A 21986-nucleotide genomic window follows, 5' to 3' on the forward strand; every position below is an offset into this window, starting at 1 on the left:
GAGCGCGCACCCGACCCGCGAGACGGGCGCTGACACGTCCGGGGCGGCGAGCGCGGCCGTGGAGACGAGCGCGAGCACGTCCGGGGTGCACGACGACGTCGCGCCCCGCCCACCGCACGGCCCCCGGCGGGCCGAGCACGGGCCCGCGGACGGCGGCTCGCGATCGCCGCGCGGCGCCCGGCGTGCTGAGCCGGAGTCGGAACCGCGGGGCCGGCGCGCCGCCCCCGCCGCCGACGAGGGCGAGCGCGGGCTGCGCGGGCTGGTCGGTTCGGGGTCGTCGCAGGTGAGCGTGACCGCGGCGATGCGGGCCCGGGACGCCGCCCGCCCCACCGACGACGACCTCGCCGAGGCCGAGGAACGAATGGTGCTGGTCCGCCGCAACTGGGTGCCCCGCGAGGAGCTGCCGCGCGGCGGACGCTGACGGCCGCACCCGGGCGGGTGCGGCCGGACGCGAATCAGGCGGGCAGCTCGGGCAGCCGGCGGCTCTGCTCGTAGTCGGCCACCTGGGCGATCCGCCGGCTGTGCCGGGGGTTGCCGGAGAACGGCGTGGTCAGGAACGCCTCGACCAGGGCGGTGGCCTCGTCCAGCGTGTGCTGCCGGGCGCCGATCGCGACGATGTTGGCGTCGTTGTGCTCCCGCGAGAGCTGGGCGGTGTCCACGTTCCAGGCGAGCGCCGCCCGGACGCCGGCCACCTTGTTCGCGGCGATCTGCTCGCCGTTGCCCGAGCCGCCGATCACCACGCCCAGGCTGCCCGGGTCGCCGACCACCCGGTCACCGGTGTGCAGGCAGAACGCCGGGTAGTCGTCGTCCGGGTCGAAGGCGTGCGGACCGACGTCCACCACCTCGTAGCCCTGCTTGGCCAGGTGGTTGGCCAGGTGCACCTTCAACTCGAAGCCGGCGTGGTCGGATCCCAGGTAGACGCGCATACCGCGCAGTCTGACAGGCCCGCCCCTCCGTCGGCGCGCGGGCGGCGACCCGGAGGCGGATTCGTCACACGCCGGTCAGCGGGGCAGCTCGGCCACCACCAGGCCGGCCCGCGCCTTCGGGGTGAACCAGGTGCTCTTGCGCGGCATCTTCTCCCGGGCCAGGTTGACCGCGACGAAGTCGTCCACGGTCACCGGCGCCACCAGCACGGCCAGCTCGGCCCGGCCGGCGTCGACCTCGCCGGTCAGCCAGCTCGCCGGGTAGTCGCCGCCCACGTACGTGATCCGCTTGTCGCCCGGGTCGAGACCGAGCGCGTCGCGCAGCAGCAGCCGCTCGACCAGCGCGTGGTCGAGGTTCTCCAGCCGGCCGGCGCCGACGTGCGGCAGCGTCACCGCGTACCCCCGGCCGGCGAGGTGCAGGTGCACGGCGCCGCCGGTGGTCGGCACGCCGAGGGGGCCGTCCGCCGGGGTGACCTCCGCGCCGGCGGCGCGGAGCCGGTCGAGCAGCTCGTCCGGGGTGGTGGTCAGCTCGCTGACCAGCCGGTTGTAGGGCTGGATGGCGACCGACGCGGGCGTGGTGACCACCGCCAGGAAGCGCGGGAAACCGCCGGTCTGCGCGGCCAGGCTGCGGTGGTTGCCGTCCGCCACCACCAGCTCGCCGCCGCCGGCCAGGGCGGTCAGCTCGTCCTGCGTCCGGCCGGGGCCGACTAGCCAGATGGCGTGGGTGCGGCCGGACTGGTCGACGTCGGTCGCGGCGGGCGCGCCGGCCGTCTCGGTCGCCGCCGCGAGCGCGGCGTGCAGCTCGTCGCCCCGCCCGGTCTGGAGCAGGAGTACGGGTGAGAGCAGGTGACCGAGCGCCTCGGCCAACGCGACGCGCTCGCGCACCTTGGCGATGAACACGTCCTCGTTGCGGATCACCAGACCCGGCTCGTCGGCCCGGGTGGAGATCTGGTCGGTGTCGACCATCGCCCACAGCCCGTACGCGCTCTCCTCGCCGGGCGCGCTGATCCGGTAGAGCACCACGACCTGCTCGGCCGGGGTGTAGCTGCCGTCCGCCTTGGCCTCGCCGAGGCGGGACACCGCGTCCGGCAGCGCGTCGAGGAACGACTTCCCCAGGCTGCCCGGCGCCCGGTGGGGCATCTCGATGCCCAGGGCACTGTGCGGGTTCGCCTCGACGATGGCGGTGATCTCCGCGTCGTCGGCGAACTCGTCGTAGTTCTGCGCGCCGGTGCCGCCAGTGGTGATCCAGGCCCGGGTGATCGGGTGCACGACCGTCATGCCCGCTGACGCTACCCGGGCCCGCTCCGCCGCCGCCGCCGGACTCGCTCCCTTCCACCAGGTGAAAGGAAGGGCCCCCTGTTAACGCCTGCGGTAGAGGAAGGGCCCCTTGTTAACAGCGGGCGGGTTCAGGCGGTGGGGTTGCGGTGCCGGCCGGGCGTCGCGGGACGGCGGGTCGGCGCAGCCGGACGGGAGCCGGCGTTGAGGCGTACCGTCGTCGCCCCCGCGGTGGCCGGGAGGCCGGCGGCGCCGGACCGGGCCGGAGCGCGGCCGGGCCGGTCGGCCTCGGGCGGGGTCATCCGCGAGGTGGCCACCACCCGGGCCACGCCGACCACGATCGGCGGGGCCAGCAGGTCGGCCAGGTCGGCGGGGCCGGCCGGCCAGTCGCCCTCGGCCACGGACCAGTACGTCGCACCGGAGTCCTCGGTCGCCGGCTGCGGCGCGTCGTCGGACATGCGGCGGTGCTTACCCATGGGAATGCCTCCAGGAGCTGCCGTGGTGCGGCCTCGCTCGGGCCGCCGGCCGGGACACCCGGTGAAACGAGCCCCGCGCCGACCCGGTGACGGGCGGCGCGGGGCTCGGCGCGGGTTGTTAAGAAGGGGCCCCGCCTATACCGGAGGCGTTAATAGGGGGCAATTCCTTACCCCTCAGTCGAAGATGGGGCCCTGGGTGCGGGTGCGCTTGAGCTCGTAGAAGCCCGGCGTCGCGGAGACCAGCAGCACGCCGTCCCAGAGCCGGCCGGCCGCCTCCCCCTTCGGCGCCGGCGTGATCACCGGACCGAAGAACGCCACCTGCCGGCCGTCCGGCCCCGGGGCGTGGACCACCGGGGTGCCCACCTCGGTGCCGACCGGGCGCATGCCCGCCTCGTGGCTGGCCCGCAGCGCGTCGTCGTACTGCGTCGACTCGGCGGCGTCGGCGAGCGCCGGGTCCAGGCCGACGTCGGTGAGCGCGCCGACCAGCATGTCCCGACCCAACTCCTCCTTGCCGAGGTGGATCCGGGTGCCCATCGCGGTGTAGAGCTTCGCCAGCGTCTCGGCGCCGTGCGCCTGCTCGACGGCGATGCACACCCGCACCGGACCCCAGCCCTTGCGCATCAGGTCCTGGTACTCCTCGGGCAGGTCCCGGCCCTCGTTGAGCACGGCCAGGCTCATCACGTGGAACCGGATGTCCACGTCCCGGACCTGCTCGACCTCCAGCAGCCAGCGGGAGGTGATCCACGCCCACGGGCACAGCGGGTCGAACCACATGTCCGCGGTGACACGTTCGGTCACGGTGTCATCCCTTCACGACTTTCCGCACGCCGGGAGCCCGGCGCCTTCACCTCCGATCCTCACCCCGCGCCGCATCGACCGGTACCGGAATGAGAGCGTGACCTCGGCCACCGAAAGCGGTGTGTGCATGGAAGACTCGGTTTCGGCCGGCCGCCACGAGCGGACCGGGGCGAGGCCGGTGCCGCGGGGCGCGGCGAGACGAGTGGGATGGAGACGAACAGTGCCGGGAGTGCGCAACCTGACCCAGGTCGAGGCGACCGAGCGGGCCCGCCTGCTCGAGGTGACCGGGTACGACATCAGCCTTGACCTGTCGACCGCCGTGCAGCCCACCGGCCGCACGTTCCGCTCGGTGACCGAGGTCCGGTTCCGCTGCACCGAGCCGGGCGCGACCACCTTCATCGAGACGGCCGCCGAGTCGGTGCGCTCGGCCACGCTGAACGGCGATCCGGTCGACCTGTCCGACTGGTCCGCCGAGAAGGGCCTCACGGTGACCGGCCTGGCCGCCGAGAACGTGCTCGTGGTGGACGCCGACTTCGGCTACTCGAACAGCGGGCAGGGTCTGCACCGCACGGTCGACCCGGTGGACGGCGAGACCTACCTCTACAGCCAGTTCGAGACCGCCGACGCGCAGAAGGTCTACGCCTGTTTCGACCAGCCCGACCTGAAGAGCGTCTACACCTGGCACGCCACCGTCCCGGACCACTGGCGGGTCGTGTCGAACATGCCGGTGGAGCGCGAGGAGGCCGCCGGTGAGGGCCTGAAGACGGTGCACTTCGCGGTGTCGGAGCGGATGAGCACCTACATCACCGCGCTCTGCGCCGGGCCGTACCACGAGGTGCGCCACACCCACGACGGCATCGACATGGGCTACTTCTGCCGGGCCAGCATGGCGCCGCACCTGGACGCCGACGACCTGCACCTGATCACCACGCAGGGGTTCGACTTCTTCCAGGAGAAGTTCGGCGTCCGCTACCCGCTGCCCAAGTACGACCAGCTCTGGGTGCCCGACTTCAACGCCGGCGCGATGGAGAACTTCGGCTGCGTCACACACGCCGAGTCGCACTACATCTTCCGCTCCCAGGTCACCGACTTCGAGTACGAGCAGCGCGCCAACACGGTGCTGCACGAGCTGGCGCACATGTGGTTCGGCGACCTGGTCACCATGCGCTGGTGGAACGACCTGTGGCTGAACGAGTCGTTCGCCGAGTGGGCCAGCCACTGGTGCAACACCCACGCCACCCGCTTCACGGACGCCTGGACGACGTTCCTGTCCATCCGCAAGAACTGGGGCTACCGGCAGGACCAGCTCTCCTCCACCCACCCGGTCTACTGCGAGATGCCGGACCTGGAGGCCGTCGAGGTCAACTTCGACGGCATCACGTACGCCAAGGGCGCCAGCGTGCTCAAGCAGCTCGTCGCGTACGTGGGTGAGGAGCCGTTCCTGGCCGGCCTGCGCGCCTACTTCGGCAAGCACGCCTGGGGCAACGCCACCTTCGACGACCTGCTCTCCGAGTTGGAGGCGGCCTCCGGCCGGGAGCTGCGCAAGTTCGCCGCCCAGTGGCTGGAGACGGCGCAGGTCAACACGCTGCGCCCGGAGGTGACGATCGGCGCCGACGGCGCGTACGAGCGGGTGCTGGTCCGGCAGGAGGCGCCGGCCGGGCACCCGACGCTGCGTACCCACCGGATCGGGGTGGGTCTCTACGACCTGACCGACGGCCGGCTGGTCCGCCGCGAGCTGGTCGAGACGGACGTGACCGGTGAGGTGACCGAGCTGTCCGCGCTGCACGGCAAGCCCGCCGCGGACGTGTTACTGCTCAACGACGAGGACCTCACCTACACCAAGCTGCGGCTGGACGAGCGGTCCATGTCGACGGTGGTGCAGCACATCTCCGGTTTCGACTCGTCGCTGGCCCGGGCGCTGTGCTGGACGGCCGCCTGGGACATGACCCGCGACGCCGAGCTGTCCGCCCGCGACTACGTGGCGCTGGTGCTGGCCGGGCTGACCGCCGAGACCGACATCAACCTGGTGACCGCCACGTTGCGGCAGGCCACCACGGCGCTCACCTTCTACGCCGACCCGGCGTGGGCGCCGACCGGCTGGGCGGACCTGGCCCGCTCCGCGCGGACCGCGCTCGCCGCGGCCGAGCCGGGCAGCGGCTTCCAGCTCGCCTGGGCCCGGGCGTACGCCTCCGCGGCCCGCTCCAGCGAGGACCTGGCGACGCTGCGCGGCTGGCTGGACGGCAACGGCGTGCCGGGCGGGCTGACCGTCGACACCGAGCTGCGCTGGGCGGTGCTGCAGGCGCTCGTCGCCAACGGTGCGGCGGGTACGGCCGAGGTGGACGCCGAGCTGGCGGGCGACCGCACGGCCAGCGGCGAGCGGGAGGCCGCCTACGCGTACGCGCTGGTGCCGACCGAGGCGAACAAGGCCGCGGTCTGGGCGCAGCTCACCGGCCCGGACGCGCTGCCCAACTGGCGCAACCGGGCGCTGCTGCAGGGCTTCACCCACCCGGCGCAGGTCGAGCTGACCGCGCCCTACCGGGAGCGCTACTTCGCCACCGTCGACCAGGTGTGGGCGCAGCGGGACAGCGAGCCGGCGCAGGAGTTCGTGCAGCTCGCCTACCCGGCCTACCTGGTCGACGAGGACACGGTCGCGGCGACCGACGCCTGGCTGGCCCGGGACGGCCAGCCGGCGTCGCTGCGCCGCCTGGTGGCCGAGGGACGCGACGGCGTGGTCCGCGCGCTGAAGGCCCGGGAGCGGGACGCCCGCAGCGCCTGAGCAGGGAGCACGACGGCCGGGGCCGGCGTGGGTGGGAGCCCGCGCCGACCCCGGCCGTTTATCGTGTACGGAGGAGGTGGACGTGATGGCACAGCCGATCTACGAGTGGCGGCCACCCGAGCGCGACTGGCGGGAGCAGGATCTCTTCGACCTGCCCGAGGACGGTAACCGCTACGAGATCATCGACGGGAGCCTGCACGTGACCCCACCCCCGGGGTTCGCCCACCAGGAGTTGGCGGACGATCTGCGCATGGCCCTCCGCCTCGCCGCGCCTGCCGGATGGCGGGTCATCCGGGAAGCCGGCCTGCGCGCGCCCGGCAGCAATCTCATTCCCGACATCAGCGTGGTCAAGCCGGACGCCCCCCGCGACGGCCTGTGGCTGCACGCAGCGGACGTGGCGCTGGTGGTGGAGGTGGAGTCGCCGAGCAGCCGGCGGCACGACCGTTTCACCAAACCCTCCGTCTACGCCGAGGCCGGGATAGCGCACTACTGGCGGGTGGAGCGGGGCGAGTTCGGGCCGGTGATCTACCGCTACCAGCTGACCAAGGGCGTGCACTACGAATCGCTCGGCACGGTCGGCCCCGACGATCCGGTGCAGGTCGACGAGCCGTGGCCGATGCGGCTCGACCCGTCCGCCTGGCCTCGCTGAGCCCACGAGAAAACCCGGCCCACGGGCTACGTGGGCCGGGCTTCGTCGTGTCCGCGGACCGGCGCTCAGCCCTTGCCGGCGTGGCTGGCGAGCTGGTCGAGGCCCTGGATGACGCCGCCGGCCAGGTCGCCGCCGCCGAAGGCGGCCACCATGGAGAGCGCGGCCAGCTTGGCGTACGTGTCCGGGATGCGCTTGCGGGCGTACTTGCCGGTGACGATCTCCAGCTGCCGCTGGTTGGGCGACACGGCGATCAGCACCGACTTGTCCGGCTCGGCGAGCTGCCGGTGCAGCCGCTCGGCGTGCTCCCGGATCGGCTCGTCGAGGCCGCCCACGTAGACCGAGAAGACCAGGCCGGTGCCCTGGTCGGCCAGGCGGAGCGCCTCGTCGATGCGGAGCAGCTGCCGGGTCGAGAACGGCCCGTCCAGCACGTCGGGCGGGGTGCCCGTCCCGGTCGCGGGCCGCGCTTCACCAACGGTCACTTGCGCCTCCGGTTCCACCGGCCGGCGCCTCCCGGCCGGCCTGCTCCTGCTTGCGGCTGGTCAACGCCGGGGCCTGCGCCCCGGCGGTCAGCGCCGTGCCGGCCGAGTCGGCCAGCTGCTCCGGACGGCCCAGGAACCAGACCGGAGTGAAGTCGAAGGGCCGGCCCGGCCGGTAGCGCTTGGCGCCGCCACCGCTGCCACGGTTGCCGACGGCCGCCAGCCCGGCGATCACCAGCACCGCGGCGAGCGGGATGCCGACGAAGACCACCAACGTCTCGGTAACAGACAATCCCAACGCCCCCAGGCGGAAAGAGAGACCAGGAATGTTCCGGGTCGGGTGGACGGTCACGACGGGCCGCGCCCGACCTCGCTTGTGATGTTCACGTTAGCGGAGTCGGCGGCCCGCCAGATTGCGGGGTGCTGATCCCATCCGCCACAGCAGTGCTCCAGTTGCGCGGCAGTGGCGATCAATGTCGCGTCGTCGCCGTAGCGGCCGGTGAGCAGCACCCCGACCGGCAGGCCCTCGGCGGTCCGGCCGACCGGCAGCGATACGGACGGGTCGCCGCTGACGTTGAAGACGGCGCAGTACGGCGAGAAGCGTCGCTGCCGGTCGAAATCCTCGGCCGGGTCGAGCGCGGCGAACGCGCCGACCGGCGCCTGCGGGGCCGCCAGCGTCGGGCAGAGCAGCAGGTCGCAGCCGGCGGTGCGGCGCACCCCGCGGCGCACCTGGGCCTGGAGTTCGCCGAGCGCGGCCATCAGCCGGGCGGCGCCGAGCGCCTCGCCCCGTTCGCGCAGGAACCGGGTCAGCGGCAGCAGGTCGCCCTCGCGGTCGGCGGGCACCGGGGCGAGCGCCAGCGCGTACCAGACGGTTTCGAACATCGGCCAGGCCTCCGGGCCGAGCGGCGCGGGGACCTCGACCACCTCGTGGCCGGCCTCGGCGAGCAGCGCCGCGGCCCGGTCGACGGCGGCGACGCAGTCGGGGTGGACCGGCTCGTCGGCGAGCATCGGCGTGGTGAAGCGACCGATCCGCAGCCGGGCGGGGACGGCGCGGGCGACGCCGAGGTAGCCGCCCGCCGGGGCGGCCGGTGGGAGGTAGGGCTCCCCGGGCACCGGTTGCGCCAGCACGTCGAGCAGCGCCGCCACGTCGGTGACGGTGCGCCCGAGCGGGCCGTTGGTGGGCAGCCCGAACGCGCCGAAGCCGAGCGGACCGCCGGAGACCAGGCCGCGGCTCGGTTTGTAGCCGACCAGGCCGCAGAGCGCGGCCGGGATGCGCAGCGAGCCGCCGCCGTCGGAGCCCTGCGCCACCGGTGCCAGCCCGGCGGCGACCGCGGCGGCCGCGCCGCCGCTGGACCCGCCCGCCGTGTACGCCAGGTCCCACGGGTTGCGGGCCGGCGGCGCCACCCGCCCCTCGGAGTAGAGCGAGCAGCCCAGCTCGGAGGTGGTGGTCTTGCCGAGGCTGACCAGCCCGGCGGCGGTCAGGAAACGGACCACGTCGGCGTCGACCGGCGGGACGAACTCGGCGAAGGCGGCGGAGCCGAAGGTGGTCCGCACCCCGGCGGTCAACGTGAGGTCCTTGATCGCGGTCGGCACCCCGTGCAGCGGCCCGCGCGCCTCGGCGGGGACGGCGTCGGCGGCCCGGGCCGCCGCGCGGGCCCGCTCGGCGGTGACCGTGACGAACGCGCCGACGGTGTCGGCGAGCGCGTCGACCCGGCGCAGGTGGTGGTCGACCAGCTCCACGCTGGACAGCTCACCCCGCCGGATCGCGGCGGCCTGCTCCAGCGCGGTCAGGTCGTGCGGCTCGGCCATCCCGCCATCCTGCACCTTGGGCGGTGGGACGGCCGGACGACACGACCGGGCGCGCGGCCCGTCACCGCCCGAGGAAGCGCAGGGCGTTGCCGCCGAGCAGCGCGGCCCGCTGCGCGTCGGTGAGGAAGTCGGACCGGTGCACCACCTGCCCGACCGGCCGCTCCCCCAACGGGTACGGGTAGTCGCTGCCGAGCAGCACCCGCTCGGCGCCCATGGTGTCCACCAGCAGCCGCAGCGCGGCCGGGTCGAACACCACCGAGTCGACGCTGAACCGGTCGACGTAGGAGCTGGGCGGCGCGCTGGACGCCCCGCGTACCAGGTCGCCACGGCGGTGCCACGCGTTGTCGGCGCGCCCCAGCCAGAACGGGAAGCTGCCGCCGCCGTGCGCGAAGCAGATCCGCAGCGTGTCCGGCACCCGGTCGAAGACCCCGCCGAGGATCAACGCCAGCACCGACAGGTGCGTCTCGGCCGGCATCCCGGTCAGCCAGCGGGCCATCCACCGGTCCAGCCGGGGCCCGCCGGGCATGTCCCACGGGTGCACGAAGACCGGCGCGCCGACCTCGGCGCAGTGGGTCAGGAACTCCACTATGCCGGCGTCGTCGAGGTCCCGGTCGCCGACGTGGTTGCCGATCTCCACGCCGGCGTGCCCGGCCGCCAGGCAGCGGTCCAGCTCGGCGCAGGCGGCGGCCGGGTCCTGCAACGGCACCTGGCAGAACGGCACCAGCCGGTCGCCGCCGGCGGCGGTGACCTCCAGGGTGAGGTCGTTGAAGATCCGGGCCACCTTGACCGCCTGGTCGGCCGGGCGGTCATAGCTGAAGAAGACCGGGGTCGGCGAGACGACCTGCACGTCGACGCCGTCGGCGGTCATGTCGGCCAGCCGGCTGGGCGCGTGCCAGCACGTCGCGCCGACCGGCCGGAACTCCGTCTCCCCCACCATGATCATGGCGGCGCGCTCGGAGTCCACCCGCAGCCAGGGCCAGCCGGACCCGCCGCACGCCGCGGCGAGGTCCGGCCAACCCTTCGGTACGACGTGCGTGTGCACGTCCACCACCGGCACCGGCATCAGCCCTTGCCCGGGTGCAGCGCGCCGCAGTTGTCGCAGGTGCGGGCCTTCTCGTCGGCGTAGAACGCGGCGAAGACCGGGGGCAGGTCGGCGGCGATGTCGCGCACCTGCAACTCCACCTCGTGCACCGTGTGGTGGCACTCGGCGCAGTACCACTGGAACTTCTCCAGCGTGCCCTCCTCGCGGACCCGCTCGATCACCATGCCGATCGAACCGGCCTCGGGACGCTGCGGCGAGTGCGGGGTGTTGCGCGGCAGCATCCACATCTGACCCTCGCGCACGTGCACCGTACGCGGACCCTCCGGGGTCATCAGGTTGATGTGCATGTTGCCCTTGACCTGGTAGAAGAACTCCTCGTACGGGTCGACGTGGAAGTCGGTGCGCTGGTTCGGGCCACCCACCACCATGACGATGAAGTCGTCGCTGCCGGGCAGCATCTCCTTGTTGCCCACCGGCGGCTTGAGCAGGTGCTGGTTCTCCCCGATCCAGCCGGAGAAGCTGAACGGCTCGGCGATCTCACTCACGGGGACCTCCCGACGGAAGTAGGGCGACGGCCTGCATCTCGATCAGCAGGTGCGGGTGCGGAAGCTGGTGCACGGCCACCGTGGTCCGGGTCGGCCCGGTGGCGTCGAAGAACTCCGCCCACACCTCGTTGTAGCCACCGAAGTCGTTCATGTTGACCAGGTAGCTGGTGACCTGCACCAGGTCGGCCAGGTCGGCGCCGACCGAGCGGAGCAGGTCGCGGATGTTCCCGACCACGGCCCGGGTCTGCTCCCGGATGTCGAGGTCGGTGGTGCCGAACTCGTCCACCGAGACGCCGGCGAACGTGTTGTCCTGCCGCCGCGACGACGTGCCGGAGACGAAGACGAACCCGCCGGCGACCTTGACGTGCGGGAAGGCCCCGCGCGGCACGGCCTTCCCCGCCACGACGCGGGCGGTCATGGCAGGGCCTTCAGGGAGGCCGTACCGAGCTTCTCCACTGTGGCGCGGACGTGCGCGCCCGGGCGCAGCGGCACCGCGGCGGTGGCCGCGCCGGCCAGGAAGATCCAGCCCTTGCGCAGCCGCACGCCGTGCCGGCCGGCCAGCCGCAGGCCCTCGTCGAGCGCGCGGCGCGGGTCACCGAGGATCGCCGCGGTCGACCCGACCTGCGCCACCCGCCCGTCGATCTCCAGCAGCACACCGAGGTTGTCCAGCCCGTCCGGCACCGGCGACCAGGGACCGACCACGAACGCGGCGGCCGAGGTGTTGTCGGCGACCACGTCCGGCAGGGAGAAGCTGAAGTTCGCGTACCGGGAGTCGATCAGCTCGATCGCCGGGGCGACCGCGCGCACCGCCCGGGTGAACGAACCGACCGGCTCGCCCGGGTCGGGCAGCCGGTCCAGCAGGAACGCCACCTCCGGCTCGACCCGGGGGTGGATGAACGCGCTCACGTCGACGCCGCCGCCGTCGGGCACCCGCATCACGTCGGTCAGCCGGCCCCAGATCACCTCGTCCACACCGACCTGGGCCATCTTGGCCTTGCTGGTCAGCCCCATCTTGAGTCCGACCAGCCGCTCACCCCGGTCGAGGCGGCGCTGCACCAGCGCGCTCTGCACCGCGTACGCGGCGTCCACGTCGAGGCCGGTCTCGGCGGCGAGCTGCGGGATCGCGGTGGCGGTGTCCGCCGCCGCGCCCAGCTTCTCGGCGATGCCGGTGATGTCCGGCCCGATCATGCGGTCTTCTCCTTGCCTGCCAGGTCCAGTGCCACGTCCACGATCATGTCCTCCTGGCCGCCGACCATCCGGCGGCGGCCCAGCTCGACCAGGATCGAGCGCACGTCCACCCCGTACTTGGCCGAGGCCCGCTCGGCGTGGCGCAGGAAGCTGGAGTAGACGCCCGCGTACCCGAGGGAGAGCGTCTCCCGGTCGACCTGGACCGGCCGGTCCTGCAACGGGCGGACCAGGTCGTCGGCGGCGTCCATCAGCGCGAACACGTCGCAGCCGTGCTTCCAGCCGTGCAGCTCGGCGACCGCGACGAAGACCTCCAGCGGCGCGTTGCCGGCGCCCGCGCCCATGCCGGCCAGCGACGCGTCCACCCGGACGGTCCGCCCGGACGGCGAACCGAGCGGGCCGTCGCCGAGGATCCGGCCGTGCTCGACCGCCAGCACGCTGTTCGCCACGCCGAGCGAGAGGTTGTGGTGCGCGTGGATGCCGATCTCCGTCTCCGGCGCCAGCACCTGCCGGTACGCGTCCACCCGCTGCGCCACGTCCGACATCAGCAGCCGTCCGCCGGAGTCGGTGACGTAGACGCAGTGCGCGCCGTACGACTCCATCAGCTTGGCCTGGGCGGCCAGCCCGGCCGGGTCGTTCAGGTGCGACATCATGAGGAAGCCGGAGACGTCCATCCCGTTCTCCCGGGCCCAGGCGATGTGCTGGGCGGAGATGTCCGCCTCGGTGCAGTGCGTGGCGATCCGGACACTCGTCACCCCCAGCGTCTTGGCCGCCTTCAGGTCGGCGATGGTGCCGATGCCGGGCAGCAGCAGCGTGGTGAGCCGCGCGGTGGTCAGCACCTCCGCGGCGGCGGCGATCCAGTCCGCGTCGGCGGCGGCGCCGTGCCCGTAGTTGACGCTGGAGCCGGCCAGGCCGTCGCCGTGCGCCACCTCGATGGCGGCCACGCCGGCCGCGTCGAGCGCGGCGGCGATGGTCCGCACCTGGTCGACCGTGTAACGGTGCCCGATGGCGTGCATGCCGTCGCGCAGCGTCACGTCCTGGATGTAGAGGTCGGTCATCGGGCGCTCACCTCCGTCGCGCGCAGCGCCACCAGCCGCTCTGCGGTTCGCAGCGCGGCCGACGTCATGATGTCCAGGTTGCCGGCGTACGCGGGCAGATAGTGCCCGGCACCGGAGACCTCCAGGAACACCGACACCTGGAGGCCGGTGACGTGCCGGCCGAGCACCGGCGCGTACGTGTCCACCGGGTCGAACTGCACGTCCTGCTTGAGCCGGTAGCCGGGCACGTACTCCTGCACGGTCGCCACCATGTCGGCCACCGAGGCGGCGATCGCGCCCCGGTCGGCGTCGGCGTCCGAGCAGAGGCAGTAGACCGTGTCGCGCATGAGCAGCGGCGGGTCGGCCGGGTTCAGCACGATGATCGCCTTGCCGCGCTCGGCGCCGCCGACCACCTCGATGGCCCGGGCGGTGGTCTCGGTGAACTCGTCGATGTTGGCCCGGGTACCCGGCCCGGCCGAATTCGAGGCGATCGAGGCGACGATCTCCCCGTACGCGACGGGGGTGACCCGGCCGACCGCGTGCACGATCGGCACGGTGGCCTGGCCGCCGCAGGTGACCATGTTGACGTTCGGCTCGCGCAGGTGCTCGTCGAGGTTCACCGGCGGCACCACGTACGGGCCGATCGCCGCCGGCGTCAGGTCGACGACCGTACGGCCGTGTGCCCGCAGCACCTCGTCGTGCCGCTTGTGCGCGCCGGCCGAGGTGGCGTCGAAGACGAGCTGGACATCGGCGAACTCGGGCAGCGCCACGAGCCCGTCGACGCCCTCCGCGGTGGTCGTGACGCCGAGCCGGCGGGCCCGCGCCAGGCCGTCGGAGGCCGGGTCGATGCCGGCCATCGCCACCATGCGCAGGCTCTCACTGAGCCGCAGCACCTTGATCATCAGGTCGGTGCCGATGTTGCCCGACCCCAGCACCGCCACACCTGTCGTGGTCACGAAACCTCCCGGGAGAAGCAGGTACGCACCGAGCCGAGCCCGGAGATGCGCGCCTCGTACGCGGCGCCGGGCGTGACCGGCACCATCGGGCCGAGCGCGCCGGAGAGCACCACGTCCCCGGCCTTCAGCGGGTCACCGGCGCGGGCCATGGTGCCGGCCAGCCACTGGAGCGCGTGCAGCGGGTTGCCCAGGCAGGCCGCGCCGGCGCCGACCGAGACCGGCTCCCCGGCGTGCTCCAGTACCATCCCGCACAGCCGCAGGTCCACGTCCGCGAGCCGGCGGGGCGCGGTGCCGAGCACGAACAGCCCGCTGGAGGCGTTGTCCGCCACCGTGTCCACGATGGAGATGTCCCAGTCGGCGATGCGCGAGTCGACGATCTCGATGGCCGGCAGCACGTGGTCCACGGCCCGGATCAGGTCGACGGTGGTGACCCGCTCGTCCGGCAGGTCGGCGCCGAGCACGAAGGCGATCTCCGCCTCCACCCGCGGCTGGAGCAGCCGGCCGATCGGCACCTCGACGCCGTCGCCGACGGCCATGTCGTCGAAGAGCACCCCGAAGTCGGGCTGGAAGACGCCGAAGCTCTCCTGCACGGTCCGCGACGTCAGGCCGATCTTCGCGCCGACGCGGCGGTGCCCCTTGCCCAGCCGCTGCCGGGTGTAGACCTGCTGCGCCTGGTACGCGGCCTCGACGTCGCCCTCGGGCAACAGCCGGCCGCGCAGCGGCGGGCAGGGTTTCCCCTCCTGCCGGGCCACGGCGAGTTCCCGGTTGGCGGCCTCGATGTCCACTGTCATGTCGGCTCCTCGCTCACTGTCCTCGGGACGCCGGCCATTCTCACTCATGAGAGGTCCACGCAGACGTTGGTCAGCTCGGAGTAGAAGTCGAGCGAGTGCACGCCGCCCTCCCGGCCCACACCGGACGCCTTCACCCCGCCGAACGGGGTGCGCAGGTCGCGCAGGAACCAGGTGTTGACCCAGACGATGCCGGCGTCCAGCCGGGACCCGGCCCGGTGCGCCCGGCCCACGTCCCGGGTCCAGACGGTCGCCGCCAGGCCGTACTCGGTGCCGTTGGCCAGCGCGTACGCCTCGTCCTCGTCGTCGAACGGCGCGACGTGCACCACCGGGCCGAAGATCTCCTCCTGGTTGGTGCGGGCGTCCGCGCCGAGGCCGGTGAACACCGTCGGCTGCACGTACGCGCCGCCGTCGCGGGCGTCGCCGAACCGGGGCGTGCCGCCGCCGGCGCGGACCTCGGCCCCCTCGGTGCGGGCCAGCGCGTAGTGGCCGAGCACCTTGTCCCGGTGGCCGTGCGAGATGAGCGGCATGTTCGCCGTCGCCTCGTCGGCCGGCCAGCCGTACGCCAGCTCGTCGGCGCGCTTCGCCAGCCGAGCGGTGAACTCCTCGAACACCGGCCGCTGCACGTAGATCCGCTCGGTGCAGAGGCACACCTGGCCGCCGTTGGTGAAGCTGGAGCGGACCGAGCCGGCGACCGCCGCGTCCAGGTCGGCGTCGGCGAAGACCAGGCCGGCGTTCTTGCCGCCCAGCTCGAAGGAGACCGCCTTCACGCCGTCCGCGGCGGCCCGCATGATGGCGCTGCCGGTGGCCGACTCCCCGGTGAAGGTGATCGCGTCCACGCCGGGGTGCCGGGTCAGGTGCTCGCCGGCCGAGCCGGGCCCGAAGCCGTGCACCAGGTTGAACACCCCGTCGGGCACGCCGGCCGCGGCCATAACCTCGGCCAGCAGCGTGGCCGACGCCGGGGTCTCCTCGCTGGGCTTGACCACCACGGCGTTGCCGCAGGCGAGCGCCGGGGCGACCTTCCAGGTGAGCAGCAGCAGCGGCAGGTTCCATGGCACGATCACCGCGACCACGCCGACCGGCTTGCGGACCGCGTAGTTGAGCGCCCGGCCGCCGGTCGGGGTGACCGTGGTGAACGACTCGGTCGGCGCGGTCGCCACGATCTCGGCGAACGCCCGGAAGTTGGCCGCGCCGCGCGGAATGTCCAGCGTGCGGGCCTGCGAGATCGACTTGCCGGTGTCCGCCACCTCGGCCGCGACCAGGTCGTCGAAGCGCCGTTCCAGCTCGTCGGCGACCCGGCGCAGCACCTCGGCGCGTTCCCGCTCCCCCATCCGGCCCCACGGGCCGCGCAGCGCCGCCCGGCCGGCGGCCACCGCGTCGTCGACCACCGACGAGGATGCCTCGACGACCTCGAACACCGGCTCGCCGGTGACCGGGCTGCGCTTGGTGAACCGGGTCCCGGCGTCGACGAACGCGCCGCCGACGAAGTTGCGCAGCAGGCCGGGGCCGTCCGGCGCGTGCCCGGCCATCAGCCGGGGTTCCCAGAGCGTCATCGCCGCCGCCCCAGCGCCGCGCAGACACCGGCGGTCAGCAGCGCCGCCGCGCCGGCCGCGACCGCGCCGAGGACCGCGTACTGCCGGCGCACCCGTCGGCGCACCTGCGCGTACGGGGTGGTGGAGAAGGAGACCAGCTCGTACTGGGAGACGTAGCGGCCGGGCAGCGCGCGTTCCAGCGCGTGCTCGACCTTCTTGCGGGTCCGGAACACCGGCGAGGCGACCTTGTCCCGCATCTCCACGAAGTTGGCCAGCGCCATCCGGGCGATCGCCTCCGCGTCGTCCTGCCGGCGGTGCTGGAACAGCGGCAGCGCGGCGGCCCACTCGTCGTCGCACTCGTCGAGGCAGCGGTCCAGCTCGACCACGTCCTCGAAGGCGCAGTTCGCGCCCTGGCCGTAGAACGGCACGATGGCGTGCGCGGCGTCGCCGAGCAGGCCGACCCGCCCGGCCACCTGCCAGGGCGTGCAGCGCACCGTGCCGAGGACCCCGACCGGGTTGTGCTGGTAGTCGTCGACCAGGTTCGGGGCGAGCGGCACCAGGTCCGGGTAGTGGTCGGCGAAGAACCGCTCGATCGCGGCCGGGCTGCTCAGCGACGCGAAACTGCGGGTGCCGTGGGTGGGCCAGAACAGCGTGCAGGTGAAGGAGCGGTCCGGGTTCGGCAGCGCGATCATCATGGAGGTGCCGCGCGGCCAGATGTGCAGCGCGCCCGGGTCGAGCGCGAACTCCCCGCCGATCGGCGGGATGGTCAGCTCCTTGTAGCCGTAGTCGAGAAAGTCCAGGCTCTCGGTCAGGCCCCCGTACGCGAGCAGTTGCCCGCGCACCGCGGAGCCGGCGCCGTCGGCGCCGAGGACGACCGACGCGGTGGCGGTGACCTTGCCCTGCGGAGTCTCGAACGTCATCTCGCCGCCGACCGGGTCGAGGCCGACCAGGCGGTGGTCGAACGCGACCCGCACGCCCGGCAGCGCGGTCGCGGCGTCGAGCAGCGCGTTGTTGAGCGCGCCCCGGCTGATCGAGTTGATCGCCCGGTCCCCGGAGACGCTGTACGACTGGAACTGCGCCTCGCCCTCGACCGGGTGGATCATCCGGCCGCGCATCGGCAGCGCGTCCGCCATCACCTGCTCGTCCAGGCCGATGCGGCGCAGCGCGTCCAGCCCGCGCTCGGAGAGCGCCAGGTTGATCGAGCGGCCCCGCTCGACGGTGCCGGTCCGCGGGTCCGGCCGCCGCTCGTAGAGGGTCACCGGGTAGCCGCGCCGGGCCAGGAAACAGGCCAGCAGGCAGCCGGCCAACCCGGCGCCGACCACCGCGACCTCGTCGCGCTCCGTGCTCATCGGGTATGGCCGCCTTCCGTTCGCGACTGCGGGGCTCGCAAACCCGGCTCACTCCTCGCGCTCACCGGCACGGTCGCGGCCAGCGCGTCGGCGACACGCCAGCAGTCGTGGTAAGTGGAATAGAGGGGCACCGGGGCGAACCGGACGATGTCCGGCTCCCGGGCGTCGGCGATCACGCCGTGCTCGTGCCGCAGCCGCTTGGTCAGCTCGTTCGCGCTGCCCGTACCGATGCGGACGGAGAGCTGGCACCCGCGGCGGGCCGGGTCGCGCGGGGTGACCACGGTCAGCGGCCGACCCGGCGTCACCTCGTCGAGCAGCTCCTCCAGCCAGCCGGTGAGCCGCAGGCTGCGCTCGCGCAGCGCGGGCATGCCGACGGAGTCGAACAGCTCCAGCGAGGTGCGCACCGGGCCCATCGCGAAGATCGGCGGGTTGGAGATCTGCCACGCCTCGACGGTGGCCGGCGGCCGGGACACCGGCGTCATCTCGAACCGGGTGGCCGCCTCGGTGCTCCACCAGCCCTCGAACCTCGGCAGCGAGGGGTCGCCGTGGTGTCGCTCGTGGACGAAGACGCCGCCCAGGGCGCCCGGGCCGGAGTTCAGGTATTTGTAGGAGCACCAGGCGGCGAAGTCGACGTCCCAGTCGTGCAGCGCCAGCGGCACGTTGCCGGCGGCGTGCGCCAGGTCCCAGCCGACGACCGCCCCGGCGGCCCGGCCGGCGGCGGTGATCGCCGGAATGTCCATCAGCTCGCCGGTCAGGTAGTTGACGCCGCCGAGCAGCAGCAACGCGACCGTGTGCCCCTCGCGGGCCAGGTAGTCCAGGACGTCCTGCGTGCCCAGCGTGTCGCTGCCGGGGCGGGGCTTGAGCCGCACCACGGAGGCGTCCGGGTCGAGGCCGTGGAAGCGGGCCTGGCTGCGCACCGCGTAGCCGTCCGACGGGAACGCGCTGTCCTCGATGACGATCGTCGTGCGCTCCCCCGCCGGGCGGTAGAAGCTGACCATCAACAGGTGCAGGTTGACCGTGAGGGAGTTCATCACCACGGTCTCGGTGGGCAGCGCGCCGACCAGGCGCGCGGCCGGCGCGGTCAACAGTTCGTGGTACGGCAGCCAGGCCCGCTCCGCCTCCAGGTGCCCCTCCACGCCGAGCCGGCGCCAGGCGTCCAGGTCGGCGACGAGTTCATCCCGGGTGGCCCGGGGTTGCAGGCCCAGCGAGTTGCCGGCCAGGTACGCCACGTCGGAATAGCGCCCGCCCTCGGCCGGCGGCACGTGGAACAGGTGGCGGTGGCCCGGATCGGCGGCGTCCCGCCGGTGGGCTTCGCTCTCGGGGGTGTGCATGCTGTTCTCTCCGGTCACATAGCGGTACGGGCCGACCACAGCTCCGGGAAGACGACCCGGGCCATGCTGCGCTGCAACCATGCCAGGCCGGCCGAACCGCCGCTGCCGACCTTGGCGCCCATGGTCCGCTGCACCGCCTTGACGTGGTTCCAGCGCCAGTCGCCGAACTGCTCGGCCACCTCGGTCAGCGCGTCGCCGAGCAGGCGCAGGTGGTTGTCCGGGCCGCTGTCGGCGTAGACGCGCACCCAGGCCGCCTCGACGCCCGGGTGCGGCTCGTGCTCGGCCGCGACGTCCCGGTCCAGCAGCTCGTCCGGCAGGTCGAAGCCGCGGCGGGCGAGCAGCGCCACCACGTCGTCCCAGAGGCTCGGCGTGGCCAGCGCGGCGGTCAGCTCGGCGTGCACGTCGGTCTGCCGGCGGAACGGGCGGATCAGCGCCGGGTCCCGAAGGCCGAGCAGGAACTCCAGCTGGCGGTACATGGCGGACTGGAAGCCGGAGCCCTCACCGAGCCGGTCGCGGAACCGGTTGAAGTCGGCCGGCGTCATCCAGCGCAGCCCCTGCCAGGCCGCGTTCAGCCCCTCCAGGTGCAGCGCGGCCCGGCGCAGCGGGGGCAGCGCCTCCCAGATCCGGTTGGCCCGCACCTCGCGCTGGGCGTGCCGCAGCTCGTGGCAGGTCAGCTTGAAGTACAGCTCCATGATCTGGCTGACCATCAGGAAGGACATCTCGCCCGGATCGTCGCTGAGCGGCTGCTGGAGCCGGTGCAGCGTGCTCGCGTGCACGTACGCGTCGTAGGGCACGCGGTCGGCGAACTCCAGCGTCGGCTCGCCACCGTTGCGCGCCGCTCGGGCCGCCCGCTGCTGCGAGGTGGCCGGGCGCACCGCCGTCGTCTGTTCCACCGTCTTCTCCGTCCGTACGCGGGGTAGACGCCATGATCTCGCTGGTCCGGGCGCGGATGGAATGCCTGTTCAACGGCGGTAAGGTGGTCTGACCTCACGACCTGAAAGCATCTCGGGTCGCCGACTTAACGTAAGGAAGGTCGCCGCGTGGACGACATGGACTGGGCGCTGCTGCGCGAGCTCCAGGCCGACGCCCGACTCTCCTACAGCGAGCTGTCCCGCCGGGTGCACCTGTCCCCGCCGGCCGTCGCGGAGCGGGTCCGGCGGCTGGAGGAGTCCGGGGTGATCACCGGCTACCACGCCCATGTGGACCTCGCCCGGGCCGGGCGGACCGTGCTGGCGCTGATCCGGATGTCCTGTTACGGCTCGCGTTGCATCCTCAACGACCCCCGGGTGGCGCAGTGGCCGGAGATCATGGAGATCCACCGGATCACCGGTGACGCGTGCAGCTTCCTCAAGGTCGCGGCCGGGTCGATGGGCGAGTTCGAGGAGGTCATCGACCGGCTCGCCCCGTACGGCCAGCCGTCCAGCACGATGGTGCTCTCCACCCCGCTGGCCTGGCACCCGGTCGTGAAAGGCGGGGCCCCCGCTTAACGCCTCCGGTATGGGCGGGGCCCCCTGTTAACACCCCCGCCGGCCGGGAACGCAGCCCCCGCTGCCCGTCAGCAGGATTCCGGTGCACCGACGCACCGGGAGGGGGGAACCATGCGAGGGCTCCTGTCACACCGTGTGTTGTCGTCCGTCCTGGGCCTGGTCGGCCTGGTCGCGGCGTTCGTCCTGACCACCGCCGTACCGGCCCGGGCCGGGGAGAGCGTGTTCATCGAGGTGACGCCGAACAGCGTCCAGGCCGGGTCCCGGGTGACCATCCGGGCCGGCTGCGACAACAGCAACAACCGCCAGGCCCAGGTCACCTCGGACGCGTTCGGCCGGGTGATGCTGCGGCCGGACAACGGCTTCCTGACCGGCTCGGTCACGGTGCCCGGCAACAAGGCGCCCGGCGACTATCCGGTGAACCTCGACTGCTCCAACGGCAACACCGCCTCCACCATGCTCACCGTGCTGAACATGAGCCAGCCGAGCAAGGGCCCGGCGACCGGCGGCGGGGGCACCGCCGGCGGCGGCCGGGGCGCCGGCTCGCTGCTGCTGGTCGGCGGCCTGGTGGCGGTGGCCGTGGTGGCCGGCGTGGGCGCCCGCCGCAAGTCCGGCAGCCGCGTCTGACCGGGGTGCGGCCATGGCCCGCTCACCGCGACGCCACACCCGCACCGGACCGCGGCCGCCCCGGCGTCGCCCCGGCGGCACGGGACGGCGCGGCGTCGCGCACCCGCCCGTCGCCGCCGAGGCGGGGAGCGGGGGCGGCGGCCGGGAGCGCGCCCGACGGCGGCTCCGGGCCGCGCTGCGGCTGACGTCCCGCGCCGCCCGCCGGTTCGCCCACGCCGCCGGGCACGCCTTCTCGGCCAGCGTCGCCACCGCCGACCCGCAGGCCCGCCCGGTCACCGCCCGCCCCGGCCGGACCACCACCCGCCGGTACGCCCCGGGGCGTGGCCCCGGCACCCCGGTGCTGGTGGTGGCGAGCCTGATGGCGCTGATCGTGGCCATGCTCGGAATGGAGCGGGTGACCGGGATCAGCGTGCTGCCGGACCGGATCGTGGCCGGGCTGCGCCCGCCGCCGAAGAAGTTCCCGGTGCTGCCCGCCAGCCCGCCGACCGACCTCACCATCGGCAAGCTCGACCTGCGCGCGCCGGTGCACCGGGTCGGCATCGCGCCCGACGGCAGCATCGCGGTGCCGGACGTGGCCCGCGCCGGCGAGGTCGGCTGGTACGACCAGGGCCCCACCCCCGGCCAGTACGGGCCGGCGGTGCTGGTCGGGCACGTCGACACCACCACCGGGCCGGCCGTCTTCCACGGGCTGAAGGAACTCGACGACGGCGACCGGATCGAGGTGACCCGGCAGGACCGGTCGGTGGCGGTCTTCGAGGTCACCTCGATCGAGCGGTACGGCAAGGAGAAGCTGCCGGTGGAGGACGTCTACGGCGACTTCAGCCGCCCCAATCTGCGGTTGATCACCTGCGGCGGGCGCTGGGTCGGCGGCGAGACCGGGTACGCCGACAACCTGGTGGTCTACGCGTCGCTGGTCCAGGCCCGCTGA

The 21986-nt window shown here is 73.5% G+C and carries 24 protein-coding genes; 6 read left to right on the forward strand and 18 right to left on the reverse strand.

The window, feature by feature from the left end; translation table 11 throughout:
• Positions 1-85: 85 nt before the first annotated feature.
• Positions 86-421 carry a hypothetical protein gene (locus O7600_RS12190; RefSeq protein ID WP_281594134.1) on the forward strand — a complete coding sequence of 112 codons (336 nt, stop codon included), beginning with the start codon at positions 86-88 and terminating at the stop codon, positions 419-421.
• A 34-nt stretch (positions 422-455) separates the two neighbouring features.
• Here O7600_RS12190 and O7600_RS12195 read toward each other — a convergent pair whose 3' ends face one another.
• The 4 genes from O7600_RS12195 to O7600_RS12210 form a co-directional block, all read right to left on the reverse strand.
• Complete coding sequence (locus tag O7600_RS12195; RefSeq protein ID WP_091571788.1) at positions 456-926, reverse strand: ribose-5-phosphate isomerase; 471 nt, start codon at positions 924-926, stop codon at positions 456-458.
• A gap of 75 nt (positions 927-1001) precedes the next feature.
• Entirely contained in the window at positions 1002-2201 is a 1200-nt protein-coding gene (locus tag O7600_RS12200) for a DUF1015 family protein (RefSeq protein ID WP_281593695.1), read from the reverse strand.
• A 128-nt stretch (positions 2202-2329) separates the two neighbouring features.
• A complete protein-coding gene (locus O7600_RS12205; RefSeq protein ID WP_253866192.1) occupies positions 2330-2656 on the reverse strand; it encodes a hypothetical protein in 327 nt (108 codons plus the stop codon).
• A 192-nt stretch (positions 2657-2848) separates the two neighbouring features.
• A complete protein-coding gene (locus tag O7600_RS12210) occupies positions 2849-3472 on the reverse strand; it encodes a disulfide bond formation protein DsbA (RefSeq protein WP_281593696.1) in 624 nt (207 codons plus the stop codon).
• A gap of 229 nt (positions 3473-3701) precedes the next feature.
• Here O7600_RS12210 and pepN point away from each other — a divergent pair, with 229 nt between their 5' ends.
• Both pepN and O7600_RS12220 read left to right on the forward strand, forming a co-directional pair.
• Complete coding sequence (gene pepN, locus O7600_RS12215) at positions 3702-6248, forward strand: aminopeptidase N (protein ID WP_281593697.1); 2547 nt, start codon at positions 3702-3704, stop codon at positions 6246-6248.
• 85 nt (positions 6249-6333) lie between these two features.
• Positions 6334-6897 carry a Uma2 family endonuclease gene (locus O7600_RS12220; protein ID WP_281593698.1) on the forward strand — a complete coding sequence of 188 codons (564 nt, stop codon included), beginning with the start codon at positions 6334-6336 and terminating at the stop codon, positions 6895-6897.
• 65 nt (positions 6898-6962) lie between these two features.
• On the opposite strand, the gene O7600_RS12225 is transcribed toward O7600_RS12220, so the two are convergent.
• From O7600_RS12225 to O7600_RS12290, 14 genes are all read right to left on the reverse strand, one after another.
• Complete coding sequence (locus O7600_RS12225) at positions 6963-7376, reverse strand: DUF5130 family protein (protein WP_281593700.1); 414 nt, start codon at positions 7374-7376, stop codon at positions 6963-6965.
• Complete coding sequence (locus O7600_RS12230) at positions 7363-7647, reverse strand: hypothetical protein (protein ID WP_091571767.1); 285 nt, start codon at positions 7645-7647, stop codon at positions 7363-7365. Before O7600_RS12230 ends, O7600_RS12225 begins: the two co-directional genes overlap by 14 nt.
• A 74-nt stretch (positions 7648-7721) precedes the next feature.
• On the reverse strand, positions 7722-9182 hold the full coding sequence (locus O7600_RS12235) for an amidase (protein ID WP_281593702.1): 1461 nt from the start codon (positions 9180-9182) through the stop codon (positions 7722-7724).
• Positions 9183-9243: 61 nt separating this feature from the next.
• The gene (locus tag O7600_RS12240; RefSeq protein ID WP_281593704.1) at positions 9244-10245 is read right to left on the reverse strand and encodes an amidohydrolase family protein; all 1002 of its coding nucleotides are present in this window, start codon (positions 10243-10245) and stop codon (positions 9244-9246) included.
• Entirely contained in the window at positions 10245-10769 is a 525-nt protein-coding gene (locus O7600_RS12245) for a 3-hydroxyanthranilate 3,4-dioxygenase (RefSeq protein ID WP_281593705.1), read from the reverse strand. Before O7600_RS12245 ends, O7600_RS12240 begins: the two co-directional genes overlap by 1 nt.
• Positions 10762-11187 carry a RidA family protein gene (locus tag O7600_RS12250; RefSeq protein WP_281593706.1) on the reverse strand — a complete coding sequence of 142 codons (426 nt, stop codon included), beginning with the start codon at positions 11185-11187 and terminating at the stop codon, positions 10762-10764. Before O7600_RS12250 ends, O7600_RS12245 begins: the two co-directional genes overlap by 8 nt.
• Positions 11184-11957 carry a fumarylacetoacetate hydrolase family protein gene (locus O7600_RS12255; RefSeq protein WP_281593707.1) on the reverse strand — a complete coding sequence of 258 codons (774 nt, stop codon included), beginning with the start codon at positions 11955-11957 and terminating at the stop codon, positions 11184-11186. Before O7600_RS12255 ends, O7600_RS12250 begins: the two co-directional genes overlap by 4 nt.
• Positions 11954-13012 carry a 4-hydroxy-2-oxovalerate aldolase gene (dmpG, locus tag O7600_RS12260; protein ID WP_281593708.1) on the reverse strand — a complete coding sequence of 353 codons (1059 nt, stop codon included), beginning with the start codon at positions 13010-13012 and terminating at the stop codon, positions 11954-11956. Before dmpG ends, O7600_RS12255 begins: the two co-directional genes overlap by 4 nt.
• Complete coding sequence (locus O7600_RS12265; RefSeq protein WP_281593709.1) at positions 13009-13947, reverse strand: acetaldehyde dehydrogenase (acetylating); 939 nt, start codon at positions 13945-13947, stop codon at positions 13009-13011. Before O7600_RS12265 ends, dmpG begins: the two co-directional genes overlap by 4 nt.
• On the reverse strand, positions 13944-14738 hold the full coding sequence (locus O7600_RS12270) for a fumarylacetoacetate hydrolase family protein (protein WP_281593710.1): 795 nt from the start codon (positions 14736-14738) through the stop codon (positions 13944-13946). Before O7600_RS12270 ends, O7600_RS12265 begins: the two co-directional genes overlap by 4 nt.
• Positions 14739-14782: 44 nt before the next feature.
• Positions 14783-16264 (reverse strand): 2-hydroxymuconic semialdehyde dehydrogenase, encoded by a 1482-nt coding sequence (locus O7600_RS12275; RefSeq protein WP_281594135.1) that lies wholly within the window; start codon positions 16262-16264, stop codon positions 14783-14785.
• A gap of 20 nt (positions 16265-16284) precedes the next feature.
• Entirely contained in the window at positions 16285-17616 is a 1332-nt protein-coding gene (locus O7600_RS12280) for an NAD(P)/FAD-dependent oxidoreductase (RefSeq protein WP_281593711.1), read from the reverse strand.
• The gene (gene kynU / locus O7600_RS12285; RefSeq protein ID WP_281593712.1) at positions 17613-18947 is read right to left on the reverse strand and encodes a kynureninase; all 1335 of its coding nucleotides are present in this window, start codon (positions 18945-18947) and stop codon (positions 17613-17615) included. The genes O7600_RS12280 and kynU overlap by 4 nt, the downstream gene beginning before the upstream one ends.
• A gap of 14 nt (positions 18948-18961) precedes the next feature.
• On the reverse strand, positions 18962-19840 hold the full coding sequence (locus O7600_RS12290; RefSeq protein ID WP_091571719.1) for a tryptophan 2,3-dioxygenase family protein: 879 nt from the start codon (positions 19838-19840) through the stop codon (positions 18962-18964).
• Positions 19841-19987: 147 nt separating this feature from the next.
• On the opposite strand from O7600_RS12290, the gene O7600_RS12295 reads away from it, so the two are divergent.
• The 3 genes from O7600_RS12295 (at position 19988) to O7600_RS12305 (ending at position 21986) form a co-directional block, all read left to right on the forward strand.
• A complete protein-coding gene (locus O7600_RS12295) occupies positions 19988-20434 on the forward strand; it encodes an Lrp/AsnC family transcriptional regulator (protein ID WP_281593715.1) in 447 nt (148 codons plus the stop codon).
• A gap of 111 nt (positions 20435-20545) precedes the next feature.
• Positions 20546-21058, forward strand: a complete 513-nt coding sequence (locus O7600_RS12300) for a hypothetical protein (RefSeq protein WP_281593717.1) — start codon at positions 20546-20548, stop codon at positions 21056-21058.
• A gap of 13 nt (positions 21059-21071) precedes the next feature.
• Complete coding sequence (locus O7600_RS12305; protein ID WP_281593719.1) at positions 21072-21986, forward strand: class F sortase; 915 nt, start codon at positions 21072-21074, stop codon at positions 21984-21986.

This window comes from Micromonospora sp. WMMA1998 (assembly GCF_027497375.1).
Lineage (GTDB): Bacteria > Actinomycetota > Actinomycetes > Mycobacteriales > Micromonosporaceae > Micromonospora > Micromonospora sediminicola.

Excerpts from the sequence above, each read along its gene's own strand:
- O7600_RS12195 (WP_091571788.1), bottom strand. The coding sequence starts at position 926 with ATGCGCGTCTACCTGGGATCCGACCACGCCGGCTTCGAGTTGAAGGTG.
- O7600_RS12200 (WP_281593695.1), bottom strand. The coding sequence starts at position 2,201 with ATGACGGTCGTGCACCCGATCACCCGGGCCTGGATCACCACTGGCGGC.
- O7600_RS12205 (WP_253866192.1), bottom strand. The coding sequence starts at position 2,656 with ATGTCCGACGACGCGCCGCAGCCGGCGACCGAGGACTCCGGTGCGACG.
- O7600_RS12220 (WP_281593698.1), top strand. The coding sequence starts at position 6,334 with ATGGCACAGCCGATCTACGAGTGGCGGCCACCCGAGCGCGACTGGCGG.
- O7600_RS12235 (WP_281593702.1), bottom strand. The coding sequence starts at position 9,182 with ATGGCCGAGCCGCACGACCTGACCGCGCTGGAGCAGGCCGCCGCGATC.
- O7600_RS12240 (WP_281593704.1), bottom strand. The coding sequence starts at position 10,245 with ATGCCGGTGCCGGTGGTGGACGTGCACACGCACGTCGTACCGAAGGGT.
- O7600_RS12250 (WP_281593706.1), bottom strand. The coding sequence starts at position 11,187 with ATGACCGCCCGCGTCGTGGCGGGGAAGGCCGTGCCGCGCGGGGCCTTC.
- O7600_RS12255 (WP_281593707.1), bottom strand. The coding sequence starts at position 11,957 with ATGATCGGGCCGGACATCACCGGCATCGCCGAGAAGCTGGGCGCGGCG.
- dmpG (WP_281593708.1), bottom strand. The coding sequence starts at position 13,012 with ATGACCGACCTCTACATCCAGGACGTGACGCTGCGCGACGGCATGCAC.
- O7600_RS12270 (WP_281593710.1), bottom strand. The coding sequence starts at position 14,738 with ATGACAGTGGACATCGAGGCCGCCAACCGGGAACTCGCCGTGGCCCGG.
- O7600_RS12275 (WP_281594135.1), bottom strand. The coding sequence starts at position 16,264 with ATGGCCGGGCACGCGCCGGACGGCCCCGGCCTGCTGCGCAACTTCGTC.
- O7600_RS12280 (WP_281593711.1), bottom strand. The coding sequence starts at position 17,616 with ATGAGCACGGAGCGCGACGAGGTCGCGGTGGTCGGCGCCGGGTTGGCC.
- kynU (WP_281593712.1), bottom strand. The coding sequence starts at position 18,947 with ATGCACACCCCCGAGAGCGAAGCCCACCGGCGGGACGCCGCCGATCCG.
- O7600_RS12300 (WP_281593717.1), top strand. The coding sequence starts at position 20,546 with ATGCGAGGGCTCCTGTCACACCGTGTGTTGTCGTCCGTCCTGGGCCTG.
- O7600_RS12305 (WP_281593719.1), top strand. The coding sequence starts at position 21,072 with ATGGCCCGCTCACCGCGACGCCACACCCGCACCGGACCGCGGCCGCCC.